Origin of the sequence: Thalassospira sp. MIT121401 (assembly GCF_047125595.1) — a bacterium.
Classification (GTDB): Bacteria; Pseudomonadota; Alphaproteobacteria; order Rhodospirillales; family Thalassospiraceae; genus Thalassospira; species Thalassospira povalilytica.
The window spans coordinates 229,361-249,209 of record NZ_CP138926.1; the positions used below are offsets into that span (position 1 = coordinate 229,361).

The 19,849-nt window shown below is 55.3% G+C and carries 18 protein-coding genes; 5 read left to right on the forward strand and 13 right to left on the reverse strand.

Going from position 1 to position 19,849, the window contains the following annotated elements; genetic code table 11:
• Nucleotides 1–451: 451 nt before the first annotated feature.
• From SIB88_RS01050 to cobA, 5 genes are all read right to left on the reverse strand, one after another.
• Entirely contained in the window at nt 452–916 is a 465-nt protein-coding gene (locus SIB88_RS01050; RefSeq protein ID WP_114112210.1) for a YcgN family cysteine cluster protein, read from the reverse strand.
• A 111-nt stretch (nt 917–1,027) separates the two neighbouring features.
• Nucleotides 1,028–2,398 (reverse strand): cobyrinate a,c-diamide synthase, encoded by a 1,371-nt coding sequence (locus tag SIB88_RS01055; protein ID WP_412559105.1) that lies wholly within the window; start codon nt 2,396–2,398, stop codon nt 1,028–1,030.
• 109 nt (nt 2,399–2,507) lie between these two features.
• A complete protein-coding gene (locus SIB88_RS01060; RefSeq protein ID WP_412559106.1) occupies nt 2,508–3,122 on the reverse strand; it encodes an SCO family protein in 615 nt (204 codons plus the stop codon).
• Between the two features lie 196 nt (nt 3,123–3,318).
• On the reverse strand, nt 3,319–4,095 hold the full coding sequence (locus SIB88_RS01065) for a sulfite exporter TauE/SafE family protein (protein WP_412559107.1): 777 nt from the start codon (nt 4,093–4,095) through the stop codon (nt 3,319–3,321).
• Between the two features lie 98 nt (nt 4,096–4,193).
• Nucleotides 4,194–5,063 (reverse strand): uroporphyrinogen-III C-methyltransferase, encoded by an 870-nt coding sequence (cobA, locus tag SIB88_RS01070; RefSeq protein WP_101246818.1) that lies wholly within the window; start codon nt 5,061–5,063, stop codon nt 4,194–4,196.
• 225 nt (nt 5,064–5,288) lie between these two features.
• Between cobA and SIB88_RS01075 the strand changes: the two genes are divergently transcribed.
• From SIB88_RS01075 to SIB88_RS01085, 3 genes are all read left to right on the forward strand, one after another.
• Complete coding sequence (locus SIB88_RS01075; protein WP_412559108.1) at nt 5,289–6,410, forward strand: cobalt-precorrin-5B (C(1))-methyltransferase; 1,122 nt, start codon at nt 5,289–5,291, stop codon at nt 6,408–6,410.
• Nucleotides 6,411–6,452: 42 nt separating this feature from the next.
• Complete coding sequence (locus SIB88_RS01080) at nt 6,453–7,235, forward strand: cobalt-precorrin-6A reductase (protein WP_412559109.1); 783 nt, start codon at nt 6,453–6,455, stop codon at nt 7,233–7,235.
• A 258-nt stretch (nt 7,236–7,493) separates the two neighbouring features.
• A complete protein-coding gene (locus SIB88_RS01085; RefSeq protein ID WP_228194972.1) occupies nt 7,494–9,539 on the forward strand; it encodes a methyl-accepting chemotaxis protein in 2,046 nt (681 codons plus the stop codon).
• A gap of 159 nt (nt 9,540–9,698) precedes the next feature.
• Here the strand turns inward: SIB88_RS01085 and SIB88_RS01090 are convergent, their stop codons facing one another.
• Both SIB88_RS01090 and SIB88_RS01095 read right to left on the reverse strand, forming a co-directional pair.
• Entirely contained in the window at nt 9,699–10,706 is a 1,008-nt protein-coding gene (locus SIB88_RS01090) for a complex I NDUFA9 subunit family protein (RefSeq protein ID WP_206926389.1), read from the reverse strand.
• Between the two features lie 208 nt (nt 10,707–10,914).
• Nucleotides 10,915–11,817 (reverse strand): SDR family oxidoreductase, encoded by a 903-nt coding sequence (locus SIB88_RS01095; protein ID WP_412559110.1) that lies wholly within the window; start codon nt 11,815–11,817, stop codon nt 10,915–10,917.
• A gap of 244 nt (nt 11,818–12,061) precedes the next feature.
• On the opposite strand from SIB88_RS01095, the gene SIB88_RS01100 reads away from it, so the two are divergent.
• Both SIB88_RS01100 and SIB88_RS01105 read left to right on the forward strand, forming a co-directional pair.
• The gene (locus tag SIB88_RS01100; RefSeq protein ID WP_250280975.1) at nt 12,062–12,886 is read left to right on the forward strand and encodes a tetratricopeptide repeat protein; all 825 of its coding nucleotides are present in this window, start codon (nt 12,062–12,064) and stop codon (nt 12,884–12,886) included.
• 97 nt (nt 12,887–12,983) lie between these two features.
• Nucleotides 12,984–14,015 carry a substrate-binding domain-containing protein gene (locus SIB88_RS01105; RefSeq protein WP_114112201.1) on the forward strand — a complete coding sequence of 344 codons (1,032 nt, stop codon included), beginning with the start codon at nt 12,984–12,986 and terminating at the stop codon, nt 14,013–14,015.
• Between the two features lie 38 nt (nt 14,016–14,053).
• Here SIB88_RS01105 and SIB88_RS01110 read toward each other — a convergent pair whose 3' ends face one another.
• From SIB88_RS01110 to SIB88_RS01135, 6 genes are all read right to left on the reverse strand, one after another.
• Nucleotides 14,054–14,866, reverse strand: coding sequence for a class I SAM-dependent methyltransferase (locus SIB88_RS01110; protein WP_412559111.1), 813 nt, complete (start codon nt 14,864–14,866; stop codon nt 14,054–14,056).
• Nucleotides 14,863–15,537 (reverse strand): glutathione S-transferase family protein, encoded by a 675-nt coding sequence (locus tag SIB88_RS01115; RefSeq protein WP_101246809.1) that lies wholly within the window; start codon nt 15,535–15,537, stop codon nt 14,863–14,865. The genes SIB88_RS01110 and SIB88_RS01115 overlap by 4 nt, the downstream gene beginning before the upstream one ends.
• Before the next feature lie 217 nt (nt 15,538–15,754).
• The gene (locus SIB88_RS01120) at nt 15,755–17,299 is read right to left on the reverse strand and encodes a cobyric acid synthase (protein WP_412559112.1); all 1,545 of its coding nucleotides are present in this window, start codon (nt 17,297–17,299) and stop codon (nt 15,755–15,757) included.
• Nucleotides 17,300–17,356: 57 nt separating this feature from the next.
• Nucleotides 17,357–17,983 carry a cob(I)yrinic acid a,c-diamide adenosyltransferase gene (cobO, locus tag SIB88_RS01125; RefSeq protein ID WP_101247040.1) on the reverse strand — a complete coding sequence of 209 codons (627 nt, stop codon included), beginning with the start codon at nt 17,981–17,983 and terminating at the stop codon, nt 17,357–17,359.
• A 53-nt stretch (nt 17,984–18,036) separates the two neighbouring features.
• The gene (locus tag SIB88_RS01130) at nt 18,037–18,885 is read right to left on the reverse strand and encodes an endo alpha-1,4 polygalactosaminidase (RefSeq protein ID WP_412559113.1); all 849 of its coding nucleotides are present in this window, start codon (nt 18,883–18,885) and stop codon (nt 18,037–18,039) included.
• A gap of 225 nt (nt 18,886–19,110) precedes the next feature.
• Nucleotides 19,111–19,812, reverse strand: a complete 702-nt coding sequence (locus tag SIB88_RS01135; protein ID WP_114112198.1) for a hypothetical protein — start codon at nt 19,810–19,812, stop codon at nt 19,111–19,113.
• Between the last annotated feature and the right edge of the window lie 37 nt (nt 19,813–19,849).

Below are 19,849 nucleotides of genomic sequence, written 5' to 3' on the forward strand. Positions count from 1 at the left end.
GTCCGTTCAGACGGGCAATTCCATAGGCCACCACCTTCGTATAGTTTGCCTGCGCCCGAAGGGCGTTGAATGAGCTGTCGTAAACCCGGATTTCAATTGATAGAAATTAGCCCAAATCCGGGAAAATTTCCTGTCCCAGCACGCAAATGCATAACGACGGAGTTAGCCAGACTGTCACAAGTGCCACGAGAACAACTTGGATACCACACACATACGTATTTGATTATCTAAGATTTGTTGCACGTTTGTTGCGCGTTTGTATGCAGATAATGCCCCATATCGCTGTCAAAGACTCTCTGGCGTCTGATACGCACGGTTTTTACCATCAGATCAAAATGAACAACCATTCATTGCGGGAATAATTGATCAAGGAAATCATATATATACGACAGGATAGCTCAACACAATTTTTTCGTAAAATGGTTTCCCGGCCGACCCGCAAGGCCCCGGATCAGGCAGGCCATTTCACGATATAGCGCGTCAGATCCGGATGGGCGTCATCTTCGGAAATCACCATTCCGCGTACCGACATGCCTGCCATAAATGTAGACTCCCGATTGCCGGTTACAAGAGGATGCCAGTCAGGCAGTCCTTTTCCTTCTGACAACAGACGATAGGCACAGGTCGATGGCATCCAGTTCAGGGTATCGACATTTTCCCTGGAAAGCTGGACACAATCAGGGACATGCACGGTGCGGTTTGGGTAGTCCTTGCACTGGCAGGTTTCGCAATCGAGCAAACGACAGGCAACCGACGTGTAATAGACAAAATCGTCGTCTTCATCCTGCAACTTGTGCAAGCAGCATTTGCCACAGCCATCGCATAGGGCTTCCCATTCCTCGCGCGACATTTCGGCAAGTTTTTTGGTTTCCCAATAGGGCTGTGACGGAAATGTGCCGGAATCGTTGTCGGTCATGGGTTCTCTCATGCGGGCGGTCTTATCTATGCGTGTATGTGCGGGACCATTGATAATACAGTTTAATACAGCCCGCTGCATCCCGCGAACTCACGATATCGGCGCAAATATTCAACTCTTGGCGATCATATGGAAGAACGATCCGAATACCCGCCCGGAAACAAGACCGGCCGGACCAAGATCAGTCCCCAGCGCATTGGTCATACGGCAAAACGGAATCCCGTCTTCCGACAATGTCGTGGCATAGTGAAATTCATGACCGCGCACCGTCATTCCGGCCGGGCCGAACGGGGTCGGAATGCCGATCTTTGCTTCGCGATATCCAAGATGCAGACGTCGGGAGGCAAAGCTGGTTGCCAGCGGCAAAAGACCCAGCATTTCATGATGTGTGCCACCCGCATCAATCAGTTCGGTGCCAAGCGTCATATAGCCACCGCATTCGCCATAGATCACAACATCACGGGCCGGGGCATCGCGCAGTGACGATTTGAACCGATCAGCCGCAGCAAGGGTTGCCGCATGCAGTTCCGGATAACCGCCGGGCAGATAAATCGCATCACATGCGGGGTCCGGGGCCTCGTTGGCAAGCGGGGAGAAAAAGCTGATTTCTGCGCCCGCTGCACGCCATCCATCCAGAATATGCGCATAGCAAAAGGCAAATGCCGCGTCGCGGGCGACGGCAATTTTTTGGCCGAGCGGTGCGATCAGCGGTGGCGTCAGTGGCGGGGTCAGTGGCGGGGTCAGCGTTGAGGTCTCGGCCGTAGTCCCGTCATGTTCACCACCATCCCGTTTCCCTTCGGCCAATGCGGCAAGGGCATCAAGATCGATATCTTCTGCGATAATGTCAGCAGCACGGTCAAGGAATGCGTCAAGTTCGGGATGTTCACCGGCCTGAACCAGTCCGAGGTGACGTTCGGGCAAGCTCAGATCATCGGATCTGCGCACCGCGCCGATGATCGGAAGATCCGGCAGATATTTGGCACAGGCGTCCCTGATCATTTTGGCATGGCGCGGACTGCCGACGCGATTAAGGATCACGGCGGCAACAGTGATATCCTCGCGGAAATTGGCAAATCCCGAAATCAGCGCCGCCGCAGAGGCCGACTGCCCCTTTACATCAACCACCAGCACCACCGGCCAGCCGGTCTGGGCTGCAAGATCGGCGGTCGATCCATCGCCGTTGGCCGCCCCGTCAAACAGACCCATGACCCCTTCGCACATCAGAAATGATTTTCCTGCCGCATGCCCGGCGGCAAGGGACGCGATCTGATCGGGGGTCATCGCCCAAGGGTCAAGATTGATACAGCGGTCGCCACAAGCCGCCGCCTGAAAAGCCGGGTCGATATAGTCCGGACCGGTTTTTGCCGCGGCAACAGATTGTCCCCGGCGGGTCAGCGCGCGCAACATCGCCAGCGTCACAACCGTTTTGCCGCTGTTTGACGACGGGGCGGCAATCAGGATGCCCGGAACGGGGTCTTGCATTTGGTGGTTCTCCGGCACGGATCGGGGCCGGTCTGGGCCCGGTGATCATTGGGTAACAGGGTGGCGACAATAGTCCACCCCGCCCAGCAATCATAGCATTCCGGAAAGATCAGCCGTTCTTTTTAACCGCTTCGGCAATGCCCTTGGCCATGTCTTCGGGGGTTGTGCCGTAATTGAAGTGGCGGATGAACTGGCCGTTGCGGTCCATCAGATAGACAAAGGAAGAATGATCCATCAAATAGGCATCGGTATCTTGCGGCTCGCCTTCGGGGATGGCTTTGGCGTAATAGACCCGGAAGGTCTTGGCAGCCGCCGATGTCTGCGCCACGGTGCCGGTAAGTCCGACCATGCGTTCATGGAAATTGGGGACATAGGCCTTTATGGCCTCGACCGTGTCACGTTCGGGGTCAACGGTGAAGAAGACCGGTGTGACTTCGCTCGCAAGATCGTCCGCCATCAGATCAAGAGCATTGCCCATGACCTGCAATTCGGTCGGGCAGACATCCGGGCAATAGGTATAGCCGAAATAGATCAGCATATATTTTCCGGCGAAGTCTTTTTCCGTGACCGTATTGCCGTCCTGATTGACAAGTTCGAACGGCCCGCCGATCGATGCGGCACCCGATGACTGGGTTTCTGTGCCCATCATCATCAGCCGATAGGTCAGACCGATCCCCAGAACCAGTGCAATCGCCAGAATTGCCAGAAGCGTCTTTTTGCTCACGCGTCCTACCTCTTTTATCGTCGACCGATCCCGATTGGCCGATCTTTAAGCATTCCAAACTGTCCGGGCACTATAAATGCCCTGTTCAATCCTGCAAGGGCAGCGACTGTGGGAAAGCTCACACCCCGGTGCAAAACCATATAAACCCGATGCATTTCGCCCCACCCACAGATGGCCGGAAATCGGGCAAGCATGGTCAAACCACCGCCTGTGCCGCCAGGGCAAACAGGATCAATCCATTGACGATCATCAAGCCACGCCCGACCGGCACCATCAGGCCGCGAAAACGCCGCGCGGCATATTGCCCGACAAAGCCGGTCACAAACAGCATCGGCACCGTGCCCATCCCGAAGACCAGCATCACCACCGCCCCGTTCAATGCGACACCGGTGGCAGCAGCCAGAACAAGGGCACCATAAACCAGCCCGCAGGGAATGAAGCCCAGCATCACGCCAAGGGCATATCCGCGAAACCCGAAAGGTGCGGCAAAAAGCGGACGTAAACGGTCACCAAAAACCCGGTTCCACCACCGGCTGTCCCCCGTCGTCGGCAATAGCCCGCCCAGATGCGGTAACAGGCCCATGATCCCGAAAATCAGGAAAAACACCCCGGCCAGCACCAGCAAAACCGGACCGATCCACCAGATGCGGGTCAATGCCGTGATGCCATCGGCAAAGAACCCGGCCAAGCCACCCAACAGGCAATAGGTCGTCAATCGCCCGAACTGATAGGGCAGTAATGCCGCCCCGGTCAGACGATGCAATTCGGTCATCTTGTCGACCGGCACCTGTTCCATCCGGCTGGTGACCTGTGAAATCACGAACGGCCCGCACATGCCGACACAATGGGTAACACTGCCCACCAAACCTGCGATCAGGGCAGACAAAATCACCCCGCCATCATCGCGCAGGATTTCAGCACATTGTGCCCAGCCGCTTTCAAGGATGCGGATCAATACCTGTTGTTCGTCCATGATCCATCCGGGTCAAATCGATTGGCGCGATTGTGACAAGCACGGGGCTTACGGACAACGATATATATCAATCCATTGGAACGGATTTAATCTGTGCCTTACCCCTGATCCTTTAGCGGATCGGACGGGGTCGAGATCAGTTCGAGCACCTGTTCAAACGGGACATTGCGCACCGATTTGACATCATCCTGGGGCGATAGCCAGTTCAGACGATCACGCAACCCGACCACCTTGCCAAGAATACAGACTGCCGGCGGTTCAACGCCGGCACGTTCGACATCGTCGGCGGCCTTTTCAAGGGTGGTGATCAAAATGCCCTGATCGGGTGTGGTTGCCTGATTGATCACAGCCAGCGGTTCATCCCCGGACCGGCCATTGGTCATCAGTTCGGCAGAAATCCGGCGCAGATGTTTCATCGCCATATACATCACCAGCACCGGTGCACCCTTGGCCAGCGCCGCCCAGTTGATATTGTCCGGCACATCGCCGCTTGATCCATGGCCGGTGACAAAGGTGACCGACGAATTGCAGTCGCGATGGGTGGTCGGAATACCGGCATAGGCCGCCCCGGCGATCCCGGCAGTAATGCCAGGCACCACACGGAAAGGCACATTGTGATCCACAAGGGTCATGCCTTCTTCGCCGCCACGGCCAAACACGAACGGATCGCCGCCCTTAAGACGCAGAACACGCAAACCCTGTTTGGCCAGTTCAACCAGTTGCAATGAAATATCGGTCTGTTTTGAGGACGGACGACCGCCGCGCTTGCCGGCATAGATGCGTTTGGCATCAGCCCGCAAAAGATTGAGAATCCGTTCATCAACCAGGGCATCATACACAACGACATCGGCCTGTTGCATGGCGTTAACCGCATGAAGCGTCAGCAAGCCCGGATCCCCCGGACCCGCACCAACCAGCCATACCCAACCCGGTTCAAATACCGGAAAATCAAGACCAAGAGCCGTCATTATATCATACTTCTGTGCATTGGAATCTGGCCCATCTGTGCAGGACCACTTTGAGAGAATATGTTAAACAGCAATCAAACGATACGTCCAACTTATTTCCGTAATTTTGTCGTATTAATTTTTAAACAACATTAATAATAATGTTTAATTGAATATCCCGTTGCGGCATTGCCCGCACCGATCCATACCGGGATCAGTAGTGAGATTGACAGGAAAAATCAACGTATGGCCAGAAAACCGGACGGACCGCTGCGCAAGGGATGGACAACGGGGGCCTGTGCCACCGCTGCGACCCGTGCTGCGTGGCAGGCTTTGCTGTCCGGGGATTTTCCCGATCCGGTGACCATTACCCTGCCGCGCGGGGAAACGCCGTCCTTTGCACTGGTCAAGGCCGAACGCGGAACGGGCTGGGCGCGGGCCAGCGTGATCAAGGATGCCGGGGACGATCCGGATGTGACCCATGGCGCGGAAATCATCGCAACCGTCCGCCATGGCACACCAGGAAGCGGCATTACATTTCACGCCGGGGACGGGGTTGGCACCGTTACCAAACCGGGTTTACCATTGCCGCCCGGCGAAGCTGCAATCAATCCCAAACCGCGCGAAATGATGATCGGCCAGATCACCGAACTGTGTGAAACGTTCGGGGCAACCGGCGATGTGGAAATCGAAATTTCGATCCCGGGGGGCAAGGAAATTGCAACCAAAACCTGGAATGGGCGGTTAGGCATTGTCGGTGGTTTATCGGTTCTTGGCACCACGGGGATCGTTATCCCGTTCAGTTGTTCGGCGTGGATTCATTCCATTCATCGCGGGATCGATGTGGCCCGTGCCACCGGGCGCATCCATGTTGCCGGGGCGACCGGCAAAACATCGGAGGCCGCCATTCGCACATTTTACGATCTTCCCGAAGAAGCCATTCTTGATATGGGCGACTTTGTCGGCGGGATGTTGAAATATCTGCGCAAGAACCCGGTCGCGTTCATCAGCATCGCCGGCGGCTTTGCCAAGCTGGTCAAACTGGCGCAAGGCCATCTTGACCTTCATAGCAGCCGATCCCAGGTCGATTTTGCCAAACTTGCAGAGACGGTCGGGCTTGCCGGGGGGAACGGTGACCTTCAGGAACAGGTGAAAACCGCCAATACGGCCAAACAGGTGCTGGAACTTTGTCAGGCGGCAAACGTTAATATTGCCAGGACCATTGCGCGTCTGGCCTGTGAGTCCGCGCGCGCCACCCTTGATGGCGCCGGTGCGGTCGAAATTGTCGTTACCGATCGCGACGGGAAGATTATTGCCCGTCACGGCATTGGTGACTTTGACCAGTTCAGGCCCAAAATAACCAACTGATCCATCCCGTGGACCGATCAAAAGAGAATAAGGTACTTGCCCATGTCGCTTTCCCGCCCTGCCAAACGCCCGAAACATATCCTTATTTTTGGGGGCACCGGGGACGCCAACCGCATTGCCGAAGACCTGATGCATGAATTCGGGCGTGACATCCGGTTGCAGCTTTCGCTGGCCGGACGCACCAGCGCGCCAAGCCTTCCGGACGGTGTACCGGTACGGATTGGCGGGTTTGGCGGGCCCGAAGGCATCATTTCCTATATCAGAAGTGAACAGATCGATCTGGTGATCGATGCAACCCACCCCTATGCCATCGAAATTTCCGGCAATGTCGCCCAGGCCTGTCAGGCGGTTGCCATGCCCTGCATTCAATATTACCGGCCGGGTTGGAAAAAAACCGATCGCGACAACTGGATCGAGGTCCGCTCGATCGAGGAAGCGGCACGTATTCTTCCCCATCACGGGACACGCGCGCTGATTGCCTGTGGGGCCAAAAACCTGCATGCGTTCGAAGGACTTGAAAAAACGTGGCTTCTGGTGCGCACCGTTGATGCACCGCGCGATCCGTTCGATCTGGCCTATGGGGAATGGCTGTTCGCCCGTGGCCCGTTCAGTATTGAAAGTGCAACCGAACTTCTTGAACGTCACGATATTGATGTGATCGTTTGCAAAAACAGCGGCGGCGACGCAACCTTTGCCAAGATCGAGGCCGCCCGCAATCTCGGTTTACCGGTCATCATGATTGAACGACCGGGTGCCGAACCGGTAACGCAAGCAACAAGTCGCGAAATTATACTCGAGAGCGTCCAAAAGTTTCTCGATAAATAATAATTTCGCAATATTGCAACGCAAACACCGCTGGACCATTAGTGACTTTGATTCAATAATGCCCGAAAGACGGCAACAAGCCGTCAGGGGCCGAATTCCGACTTAAAACGGGTTCTGACCTCATATAACCAGAACAATCCATAGAGTGGGAATATCATGACCGGCAAAGTTGGTTTGCGCGGTAGGTTAATGGCGGCGATTGTCCCCATTGCCTTACTTGCTGTTTGTGCCGCCGCACTGGCGGTTTTTTCTTTTCGAATGACGGAATCCCAGCAGCGGATCGTCACAGCCCAGGCAATTCCCGCACTTGTCAGCGGTCAGGAACTTTATGTCAGCAGTGACGCGATCATCCAGATTGCCCGCGCGGTTGCCAGCGCAACCAATCTGGACGAGGTCGCCGCTGCCACCGCGACACTTGATGCCGTTGAAAACCAGATGAATGATCGCATTGCGGGTCTGGCCGCACTTGGCGTTGATGGCGCGATCCTTCAGCAGTTTTCCGAACAGACCGGGCATATGATCGTCAATATCCGTCGCCTTGAAGAAACCATGGGTTCGGTATTTGCCAATCGCGACGAATTGAACGCGCTGCTCGACGAAGTCATTCGTGCAGCAAACGCCATTGAAGTCAGTTCGCGTGAATTGTCGACCAATGCGAATATGGCCCTGACCAACAATGCCGGCGAACTTTACAGCCTGGTTGGCAAGGAAGACAAAGAAGGCGAGATCTTTGACCTGCTTGATCAGTTGATTGACGAAGATGCCCTGACCGCACAAAGCATGTCCGAATTAAGGGCATTGGCGCTCAAAATCCCGGATCTGGCGCGTATTGCAAGTTCGGCAACCGATATTGACGGGCTTGACCGGGTCAAGTTCTGGTCCAATCCGATCATCACCCAGATGTCGGCCAGCATCGCCGAAATTCCGGTCGAGGACCTTAAGACCAAGTCGGAAGAAAGTTTTGAAATTCTGGCTGCCGGTCTTGATCCCAATGGGGATACCAACCTGTTTGCATTGCGCCAACGCGCCCTTGAGCAACAGGTTGCCCTGAACGATTTGCTGGCAGAAACCACAACGATTGCCAATGGCATCGGACAGACAGCCGACGAACTTCTGGCTGAAATGCGCACCAAGATCGATGTCGCCAATGCCGATGTCAGCAAAACCATCACGGTTGCAGAAACCGTGATGTTGGCGGTTGCCGCCGCGGCAATCATTATTTCGATCCTGATTGTCTGGCTGTATGTGCAGCGCAATCTTCTGGCCCGCCTGATCGGTTTGAACAGGGCGATGGACCGTCTGACCAATGGCGATCTGCGCACCCCGGTTGCCGACAAGGGCAGCGATGAAATTGCCGCCATGGCGCGCGCGGTTGAAACCTTCCGCGAAAACGCGCTTGAGGCCGAAGAACTGCGGGCCCAGAACAAGGCAAACGAAGAACGCGCCGAACAGAAACGCCGCGCAGCACTTCTGGAAATGGCCGACGGGTTTGAAAGTTCGGTCAATGGCCTTGTCACCGATCTGCTGAGCCAGATCACGGAAATGCGCAACGCGGTTGACCATATGGCATCGAATGCCGGTGAAAACGTTGCGCGGGCTACGGACGTCAGCAGCGCATCACACAATGCGTCGGCAAATGTCAGTTCGGTCTCGTCCGCGACCGAGGAGCTGTCTGCATCGATCGCCGAAATCGAACGTCAGGTCAGCAAGGCCGAAGAAGTTTCACGTTCCGCCGTGGAAGAAGCCCGTCGTTCGGATGTTACCGTGCGCCAGCTCTCGGATACGGCTGAAAAAATCGGCGAGGTGATTGATCTGATCAATACCATTGCCGATCAAACCAACCTTCTGGCCCTTAACGCAACCATTGAGGCCGCCCGTGCCGGTGATGCCGGCAAAGGCTTTGCTGTTGTGGCCAATGAGGTCAAAAACCTTGCGACCCAGACCCAGCGTGCGACCGAGGATATCAGCCGTCAGATCGATGAAATGCGCACGGTTAGCGCATCCGCCGTCGAGATGATTTCAGCCATTGCCGACACGATTGGCGAGGTCGATGCGATTTCAAGTTCGATCGCAGCTGCCATGCGCCAGCAGGGATCGGCCACCGCCGAGATCGCCAACGGTTCCGAAGAAGCCGCACGCGGCGTGCGTGATGTTTCCGAAAACATGACCGAAGTATCGCGCTCGGCCGAAGCCGTCCGGAACCTGTCGGGGAATGCACGCAGCACGGCCGAAGAACTTCTGACCAAGGCCCAGCGCCTTCAGGACGAAGCAAACGGCTTTGTCGCCCGCGTTCGCGCCGGCTAGTCCGTTCTGCCCCGATACCGGGTTTCGATCCGATGAAACAAATAAAACCCCGCCAGATTTCTGGCGGGGTTTTCGATTATTGATCCGGTTTTGATCCGGGTCTGTCATCATCATGCGGTGCCGGGTCGCTGATCCCGGATCCTGCGTCGACGCTGCGTCTTAGACGAAGCGGCGGAATTCGCCGGATTTGCGCGGCGGGCAGAACCGTTTCAGATAGGACGGTGCCACGGCCTCAAGACTGTTGGGGGTAATTCCCAGTTCGGCAAAGCCGGCCGCACCTTCGGAAACGACATTATCAACCTTGAGCAACCGGACCTGATCAGGGGTGATCGGCGGAACTGGCAGGAATTGCAGGAAGAATGCCTTGATCGATGCCAGCCAGAACGGCACGGGCATCAGGATCGCGCGCTGACGGGTGATGCGCAACATGTCGCGCAGAAGACCCATAAAGGAATAGGTTTCCGGCCCGCCCAGTTCAAAGGTCTTGCCCGCAAGGCTTGCATCGCAGACAGCAGCAACAAAGGCATCCGCCACATCGCCAACATAAACCGGCTGGAATTTCGGACCACCGTCACCAAGAATATCAACCTTGCCTTCGCCAAGGTCGACCTTGGGCAGGCCCGGCGCACCGATCACCGGCAGAACCGGCGAGAACCGCGCCATGGTCGCAAATTTGTTCAGGAAATTGTCATTCGGGCCAAAGATCACCGACGGGCGGAAGATCACCGCAGTCGGGAAAACTTCGCGCACCGCATTTTCGCCAGCAAGCTTCGAGGTCGCGTAATTGGCCGAGCTGTTCTTATCAACGCCCAGGGCCGACATATGCACAAAGGTTTTAACGCCGCATGCCTTGGCTTCTTCGGCGATGCGCTTGGCCGCCTTGACGTGAATGTTCAGGAAGTTGCTGCTGCCGCGTTCATAAAGAATGCCCAAAAGGTTGATCACGGCTTCTGATCCGTCAATCGCACCCTTGATGCTGTCTTCGTTGCGGACATCACAATGGACAGGAACGACTTGCCCCAGATACCCCATCGGTTTGAGCTTTTTGACCCGCTCGAAACTTCTGGTCGGAACACGAACGATAAAGTCACGTTCAAGCAGACGTTTGACGATATGACGTCCAACAAATCCGGTACCGCCAAAGACGGTTACGATACGACGTTCCATGCTTGCTCTCTCCTTGCCGGTGACACCAGGTCCGGGATTTTCAGGGACTTGCGGGTGCCAACTGCCGTGACGACCGGTTCAGCAGACCGGCCCGATCCGAATACGATCCTGTGGACAATCATATGGTGCCCATCGCGAAGACGATATGATTGTCCGCAGGCACTTGGGTTATATACGACCCTTAATCCGCGTCAACAATGCGGTTTTGTTAAACAATTTCCTGCTCGGCGTCGATTTTAGCCAATATTCCGTCCAAAAGAGCCATCAGACCCGCCCGGTAATCCGGATAGCGCAGCGTAACTCCCAATTCGTCCTTGATCCGTGCATTGGAGACACGTTTGTTATCTTCATAAAAGCTTGCGGCCATCGGGCTGAGCTTTGCGGTGGCAAAGTCTTCTTCGACCGGGGGATCAACACCCAGCAACCCGCAGGCATAGGCAATTACATCCTGTGGCGGGGCGGCATCGTCATCGCACACATTGTAAACAGCGCCACAATCGGGCTTTCTGATTGATGCCAGAACCGTCTGGGCGATGTCTTCGACATGGATGCGTGAAAAGACCTGACCGGGTTTGACGATCCGGCGTGCGCGGCCCGATCGCACTGTTTCAAGTGCATTGCGCCCCGGTCCGTATATCCCCGCCAGCCGGAAACTGTGCACACAAAGACCGTGCCGACGCCCCAGATCAAACCATGACTTTTCCGCAGCAACCCGGCGACGGCCGCGCTTGCCACTTGGCAGAAGGTCGTCTTCTTCGGTGACTTCGCCGCCATTGCGATCGCCATAAACGCCGGTCGTCGACAAATAGCCGATCCATGTGCCTTCGGGCAGGGCGGCAAGATCGGCGCCATGATGACGGATCACCGGGTCACCATCCCCGCCGGGCGGGGCCGAAACCAGAACATGCGTAACACCGTCCAGTGCCGACCTGATATCATCAACGGGCTGATCATCCCCAAAAACAAATGGCTCGATCCCCTGGGTTGCAAGCAATCTTGCCTTATCTGCACTGCGCGTGGTTCCGGCAATTTTCCAGCCATCTTCGCGCAATTGATCCGCCACAAGACGTGCGGAAAAACCCAGTCCGAAACAAAACAGCTTGTTGGTCATCAAGGCACCTGTATTTGATGGGTGATCGTCCCTGTGCGCACAGTAGCGATGCCAGGCCTGCTGTTCAAAACCTTTTGCCGGGATGTTTCGCGGCCTTGCGCCACAAACCATATACAAGACAATCATTATCTTGCCGTTTTCATCATGTTTGTTGGCGAGATGAGCATTCGGGCATGGTGGATCATTGCCATCGTGCCTATGCTGTTTTCGACCCGATCCTGCCAGAAACGGAGCTTTTGACGCCATGTCACATTTTCGCGGCCTTTCGACCCTTTCGCGCGCCACCGGCACGCTTTTCCTGGCGGGTTTCGTCAGCATCTGGGCGGCCCCGAACCTGTATGCACAATCTGGCAGCGGATCAGATACCAACGGAACATTGTCGCTTGAGGAAAAGCAGCAATATCAGGACTGCATCAAGCTGGCCCAGCTTAAACCCGAAGACGGATTTGAAAGCGCTATTGCCTGGCGCGACATGGGTGGCGGAGAACCGGCACGCCATTGCGTTGCCGTGGCATTGATATCGCTTGGCAAATATGAAGAAGCCGCAACCCGGCTTGATGCATTGGCCAAGGACAGCACGGCAGACCCCGGTGTTGTTGCCGGCATGCTGGCCCAGGCCGGTCAGGCCTGGATGATGGCAAACAATCTTGAATTTGCCTGGCGTGATCAGAGCCGCGCACTCGAACTGGTGCCCAATAACCCGCAATTGTGGGTCGACCGCGCGATGGCGCTTGGCCTTGCCGGGCAGTATTGGGATGCGATCGACGATCTGAACAAGTCGCTTGATCTTGATCCCAATCAGGCAGATGTCCTGATCTATCGGGCGTCGGCATGGCGAATGCTTGAAAGCTATGACCTTGCCATGACCGATGTTGAAAATGCGCTGGTGATTGAACCGAACAACGTTCAGGCCTTGTTTGAACGCGGAAAACTGTACCAGATTGCCGGGAAAAATGACCTGGCGCGACGCGACTGGCTAAATGTCATAGAAAATTCAAACGGAACCCCTGTCGCAGATGCGGCAAAAGCGAATATAGAAAAGATGGATGTTCGTACCGGTTCAGATTAAATGCATCATGCTCCGGGTTTGCCGAAACCAGCATCCTTTGTATATGTCTGGTGATCAGTGATCCCGGATTTGACCGGACACCATTTTGGGGGACGAAATGCGTCGCACGTTTGCCGTGACTGCCATGGCCGCATCTATTGCACTTGTTTCTGTTGTTTCAGCGGCACAGGCACGTGATCAGGTTCGTATTGTCGGGTCTTCGACAATTTTTCCGCTGACCACCAAGGTCGCAGAACATTTTGCCAGAACAACCGGCGAACCGGCCCCGGTGGTCGAAAGCACCGGATCAGGCGGCGGCTTCAAGCTGTTCTGTGGCGGTGTTGGCGAACAATATCCCGATATCGTTGATGCATCGCGTCCGATTTCCGGGTCCGAAACCGCGATTTGCGCAGCCAATTCGGTCCGCAAGATCAGTGAAATCAAGATCGGCTATGACGGTATTGTCTTGCTGGGATCGCGTGAAGCCCCGACCATGTCGCTTACCGCACGCCAGCTTTATCTGGCGCTGGCACGGACTATTCCGGTCAATGGCGCAAGCGTTCCCAACCCGAATGTCAAATGGTCCGATGTCGATCCATCGCTTCCCGATCTGAAAATCCGGGTTTATGGCCCGCCGCCGACATCAGGCACCCGTGACCTGATGGGGCAGCTTCTGCTTGATAAGGGCTGTTCGACCTTTGCCGATATCGCAAGTCTTGAATCATCCGACCCCGACAGCTTCCGTTTGTTGTGCCGGACCATCCGCGAAGACGGTGCCTATATCGAAGCCGGGGAAAATGACCGCCTTGTGATCAGCAAGCTTGAAAAGGATCCGACATCCTATGGGGTGATGGGCTTTAACAATCTTGAGCGTAACCGTGAAAAGCTTCGCGGCATTACCATCAACGGCATTGAACCGGATTATGAAACCATCCTTGATGGCAGCTATCCGGGGTCCCGCGCGCTTTATCTTTACGTCAAGGATGACCACGAACAGCTTGTTCGGTCATTGGGGGCGTTCGTATCGACCTATGTGTCCGAGGCCGTCATTGGCGAGGACGGGCTTCTGGTTGAAAACGGTCTGGTGCCGCTGACCGAAGAAGAACGTCAGGAAACCCTGGCCACATCAAAGAAATTTGCGGCCCACTAAGCGCCGGATTTATCCAAGCATCTCGAAACGGACGGGCATCAGTCCGGCCGTTTTGCCATCCAGACCTGATTGCTGGCATATCGCGGCGGACTGCCGTTGAAATCAGAAAATTCCGTTATCGAAACAAAACCTGAAAGTTCCAGCATCAGTCGCATTTCACTGCGTGTAATCCAGCGCAGATGATGCCAAGCCTCTTCGCGGCGCCGCACATCACCGTCAGGACCGATTTCCTCAAACCGCCAATGTTCGCTGAACCGCTGGGTCAGGGGATCATTGGTGCGTTCCATCGCAGTGATCCGCAATCGGCTGTCGGGCCTACCAACACCATCAGGCATCGGAAAGACCGGCAGTTCGACAAAATCCGGATCGCCTTCGGGCAGGCAATAGCGCAAATCCGGATCCATCAGATCAAGGGCCAGCGCCCCGCCAGGTTTGAGATGGGCAAAGGCACGGTCAAGTGCACGTCTTTGATCGGTGATATCGGTGACTTCCTGAAGCCCGCGAAACGGAATGATGACAAGATCAAAAACCCGGCCCAGATCAAAGTCGCACATATTGCCAAGATGCCAGTCAATATCGGGATAGTTCGCGCGTGCCTGATCAAGCATCGCCGGCGACAGATCAAGCCCGGTTACCGCAATCCCGAGACGCGCAATCGCGGCACTGATACGTCCGGTACCACAGCCCAGTTCAAGAACGCCATGCCCGGTCGCAAGGCTTTTTGCAAGACGGGTATAGAATGGAACGGGATCATCAAAAAACTTGCGATCAAGATCAGCACGATGATCGTAACTTGCCGTATTCAGGCTTCCCGCAGGGTAGAATTCATCTGAATTGGATGAATTCGTCATTCAAAATCCAGTTCGGCATAGTGACTGGATGGCGGGAAACTTGCCTGTCGGTCGGCAAGAATGTCGCGCATTGACGGGCGGCTTTTGATCCGCATGTACCAGTCCTTGGCACGCGGATGTTTGGACCAGTTGATATCGCCCATATAGTCGATCACCGATACCTGTGCCGCGGCCGCCAGATCGGCCATGGTCAGGTGATCGCCGGCAAGCCAGTTCCGGCGTTCAAACAACCAGCCGATATAATCAAGATGATAGGCTGCATTGGTGCGCCCGGCGCGCAGGACCTTGGTATCGGGGGTGCCAGTTGAAAAGAACCGCTTAAGCAGCTTCTCACCAAGCAGATGGTCGGTGACCTCGCGATTGAACTTGCCATCAAACCACGCAACAAGGCGGCGGATTTCCGCACGCTCCTTGGGATTTGATCCAAACAGTCTGGGTTCTTCGTCAGAAATCTCGTCGAGATATTCGCAAATCACGGTCGAGTCACACAGAACGGTGCCGTCTTCGTCCTCAAGCACGGGTACTTCGCCGGCCGGATTGAGCAACAGGAATTCGTCACGCCGTTCCCATACCGGTTCGGCTTTCAGTTCGAATTCTAGTTTTTTCTCGGCAAGGACCAGGCGCACTTTGCGCGAAAATGGTGAGAGCCAAAAATGATATAACTGACGCATAGACGTGAAGATACCCGACCAAGGATGAACGTTTTGCAAAGACCCGCCAGCACTGTGAGGGCATCGGCAATACGGCAATTCATAAAGTTCATTTCAGAACCGGAATTGCGAAATCTGTCAAACCACGCAACAGGGCGGAAGTAAAGGCCTTCCACGCAATTGTTGTGTGATTTTCACCCTTTTGCCAAACAGCACGGATCGAAAGTCCGACAAACGGCTATTTGGTCCGGCTTCTGGCCAATTCAAGCAGGCCATCAAGGTCAAGACAGGCTTCGAGATGATCGGCCAATTCATCAAGGGCAGCATCGACTCCGGCTTCGAAATCATGCAAGGCGACACGATCTTTCCCGCCAAGCGATGCCAGAAGGTTCTGACGAAAGGCGTCACTGCCAAAAAGGCCATGTAGATAGCATCCCATCACGCGCCCGTTCGTGCTGATTGCCCCATCGGGTTCGGAAATCCCGGCCAGTGCCAGCCAGCCCCGTGCCCGATCAGGACCATCGGTTCGGCCCATATGGATTTCATAGCCGGTTACCGCGATATCGGCAGAAAACAACGCCCCGGATGACGGGGCATGGGACATGACGGTCAGTCCATCAGTCTTGCGTAAGGTCTTGTCACCAGCCATGACGGTTTCAACATCAAGCAATCCCAGACCGGTTTCACTGCCCGGTTCGCCTTCGACACCGTCGGGGTCATGAACCATGCGTCCCAGCATCTGATAGCCGCCACAAATGCCGATAACCGCCCCGCCGCGCCGGTGGTGGGCCAGAATGTCGATATCCCAGCCCTGTTCCTTTAAAAAACGCAGATCGGCCATGGTCGATTTTGACCCGGGCAGCAGCACCAGATCGCAATCAGCCGGGATCACCTGACCCGGTTTGATCACCAGAAGTTCGACATCTGCCTCGGCAGCAAGCGGATCAAGATCGTCAAAATTGGCGATGCGCGGCAAATGCGGCACGGCAATGCGGATCACAGGACCAGACACACCATCTTGCTTACGTTGATATTTCCCGGCCTTTTCAAGCGCCACGCCATCTTCGGCGGGCAATTTATGGGCACCGGGCCAGTACGTTGCGATACCGTAACTTTTTAAGCCGCAGGTCTGTTCAATGATGTCGGTTGCCGATGCAAACAGTGACACATCACCGCGAAACTTGTTGATGACATAGCCACACAGCCATTCGCGATCACTATCCGACAGCAGGGCATGGGTCCCGACGATCGATGCAATCACCCCGCCGCGATCAATGTCGCCAACCAGAATAACCGGCACACCGGCGGCCTCGGCAAAGCCCATATTGGCGATATCGGATGCCCGCAGATTGACCTCGGCCGGGGAACCGGCACCTTCGACCAGAACAAGATCGGCATCATTTGCCATGATCTCGAAACTTTGGATCACCTTTGGCAGAAGATCGCGTTTAAGGCGGTAATAGTCGCGGGCCTTGGCACTGGTCAGCACTTTGCCCTGCACCACGACCTGGGCGCCAATATCGCTTTGTGGTTTGAGCAAAACCGGGTTCATATGCACCGTGGTCGGCACACCGGCGGCCCGGGCCTGAAGCGCCTGCGCACGGCCGATTTCCCCGCCATCGTCGGTGACCGCAGCATTGTTGGACATGTTTTGCGGTTTGAACGGACGCACACGAAGCCCGCGACGCGCAAAAGCACGGCACAATCCGGCCACCAGCATTGATTTGCCGACATCCGATCCGGTCCCCTGAAGCATCAAAGCAGGAACAGATTGCGCGTTCATTCCGGTTTCAAAACTTTCATCATTGCCGTTTGAAACGACAGATCATCACACTGCGGATCAGAATTCGACACCGATCTGCGCCTTGATCCCCTGTTCGCGGAACGGATGTTTGATCATGGTCATTTCAGTTACCAGATCGGCTGCTTCGATCAGGGTATCTGGTGCGTTGCGCCCGGTCAGGACAATATGCTGATCGGGCAGCTTGTTTGACAGCGCATCAAGCACATCATCAAGCGGCAGGAAGTCATAGCGCAGGACGATATTGATCTCGTCAAGGATGACCATGGAAAAGCTTGGATCACGCAGCATTTCCAATGCCTTGTTCCAAGCTTCACGCGCCAGTGCCACATCCTGTGCCCGGTTCTGGGTTTCCCAGGTAAAGCCCGCCCCCATGGCGTGGAATTCACAAAGATCGGGGAATTTTTTCAAAAGCTTTGCCTCGCCGGTTTCCCAGCCGCCTTTGATGAACTGCACCACGCCGACCTTCATATCATGACCGACACAGCGCATCGCCATGCCAAAGGCCGAGGATGATTTTCCCTTGCCCTTGCCGGTATGGACAATGATCAGGCCTTTTTTATCTATCTTCTGGGCCATCATCTTGTCGCGCGCGGCCTTGATTTTCTTCATTTTTTCATCGTGGCGCGCGTTGATATCGACGTCAGGCTGGCTTTTATCGGTCATGTTTTCTTCCCTTTGATATGCGCCCCCACAATGCGGCGAAAGCGCATCTTTGATCAAGGGCAGTTTTGCGGGGTTTGATCAAGTTCAAGACTTGCAATCACACCCTGAAAGCCATGGTTGCGGGCTGCCGGACAAAACCGGGCGGCATTGGCGCCTTCTTCGCGATATTCCACGGCAAAGACCGGTTTGCCATGCGCAATATAGGGATCAAACGCATCCATGAAGCCCAACCGAAAGGCCGATTCAAGGATGGCAAAATCCATCTGATCAACCAGATCACCGACCAGTTCGGGGGCATTTTTCTGTCCGATAGCAAGACCGCGCTGATGGGCAAGATCAATCAGCCACCGGGTATAGCGCAGCTGATCGGTTCGTTTCAGGTCAAACCCGGTTGCCTTGTTGGAAAGGTCGGCCTCGTAGCCGTCAATATTATCGGGTTCAACACCAAGAAACCCCTTGTCCCGGCACAGATCAAATCGCGCGGTCATGACATTGGCAAAATGTTCAAACCGGGCGATATCAAGCCAGTATTCCCCGTCCCATCCCCAATAAGCATTGCCGATCACATGTTCGGGAAAATCGACGTAATCATCGCGCCAGTCTTCAAGCGCACCAACATTGATATAACAGACCGGAAAAAGCCCGGCTTCCCGCCAGTCGCGTATTTGTGCTGCGGTGACTTCATAAAGATCCGCACCGATGATTTTTGAACCTGTGACATCATCGGCAATTTCGCCCTGCAATTGCCAGTGAAATGGCCCGAACGGAACAGCAGTCCAGCTGTTCTTTTGGGTTGCAACCGCATCAGATGCCATGGGTCCGATACCAGCCACCAGCAATCCCGACAGCCAAATGCCCAGAGTAAAGATTTTCAGGCCAAACATTTTATGTGCGCGCGTCATCCGGTGCCCCGTTGTGTCAGGCGCACTTTGCCCAGCAATGATCGGGATGACAACATCACAGCACATCGAACAGGATGATCATTGGAAGAATATCTGATGACCCACCATAAGACCCGACACAAGAAAAGTGCGGCCCGATGACCGCACTTTTCCGCTGCCTTTGGCAGCTTCCCCCACCCACGAGACGGCTTTGCCATCCAGGGCAATGTCAAAATCCCGGAAAAGTCAGCACATGGTGCCCTGATTGGGGGACAGGCCAAGGTCACCAGTTACCAGATCGGCCCATTTGTCGGGTTCGCGCATATCGATATTGCGCAACTCCGGGCGACGCATCCGGGCCTTGTTAAACAGTTGAAGCCGATCACCGGGGGACATGCGTTTCAGCCGCATCAGTGCCTTGCGCACGGTTTCATTTTGCAGGGAAACCGGGGCCTGGAAGCTGTGTTCAACCACTTCAAGACGGCGTTCAAGCCAATCACGACTGATGACGACTTCTTCGATCAGGGATTTGAATTCGCGGACCACCGGGAAATGGTCAAGCGCGATATGGGCAACTGAAATCGCGGTGCGCCAGACCTGACGTTCCACGCCCTGCAAATAGCGCCAATAGATTTTGACCTTGGCATCAATTTCAAAGCGGGTCTGGTCGGGACCGGGCAAATGATGGGCAAGCTCGGTCATGCCATCATGGAATTCTTCGAAGCTGACAGGGCGATGTTGCCCGTTAAAGCGTTCGCGGACATCCAGCACGGCGCGAATGGCCCCGCGGGCGGGACGATACCGGCCCTGACCGTGCAAATCTTCGCGCAGCCAGTCGGGCATGTCGCAATCAGCAAGCAGGAAGTCGATAATATCTGCATGCCCTTTGTGGGCAGGCAAGGGAGTTTGCAAATAGTCAGGCAAACGAACGTTTGTCTTGTTCTCCATCGCGGCCTCCTATCCTTGTGATCACCCTGCTTCCCGG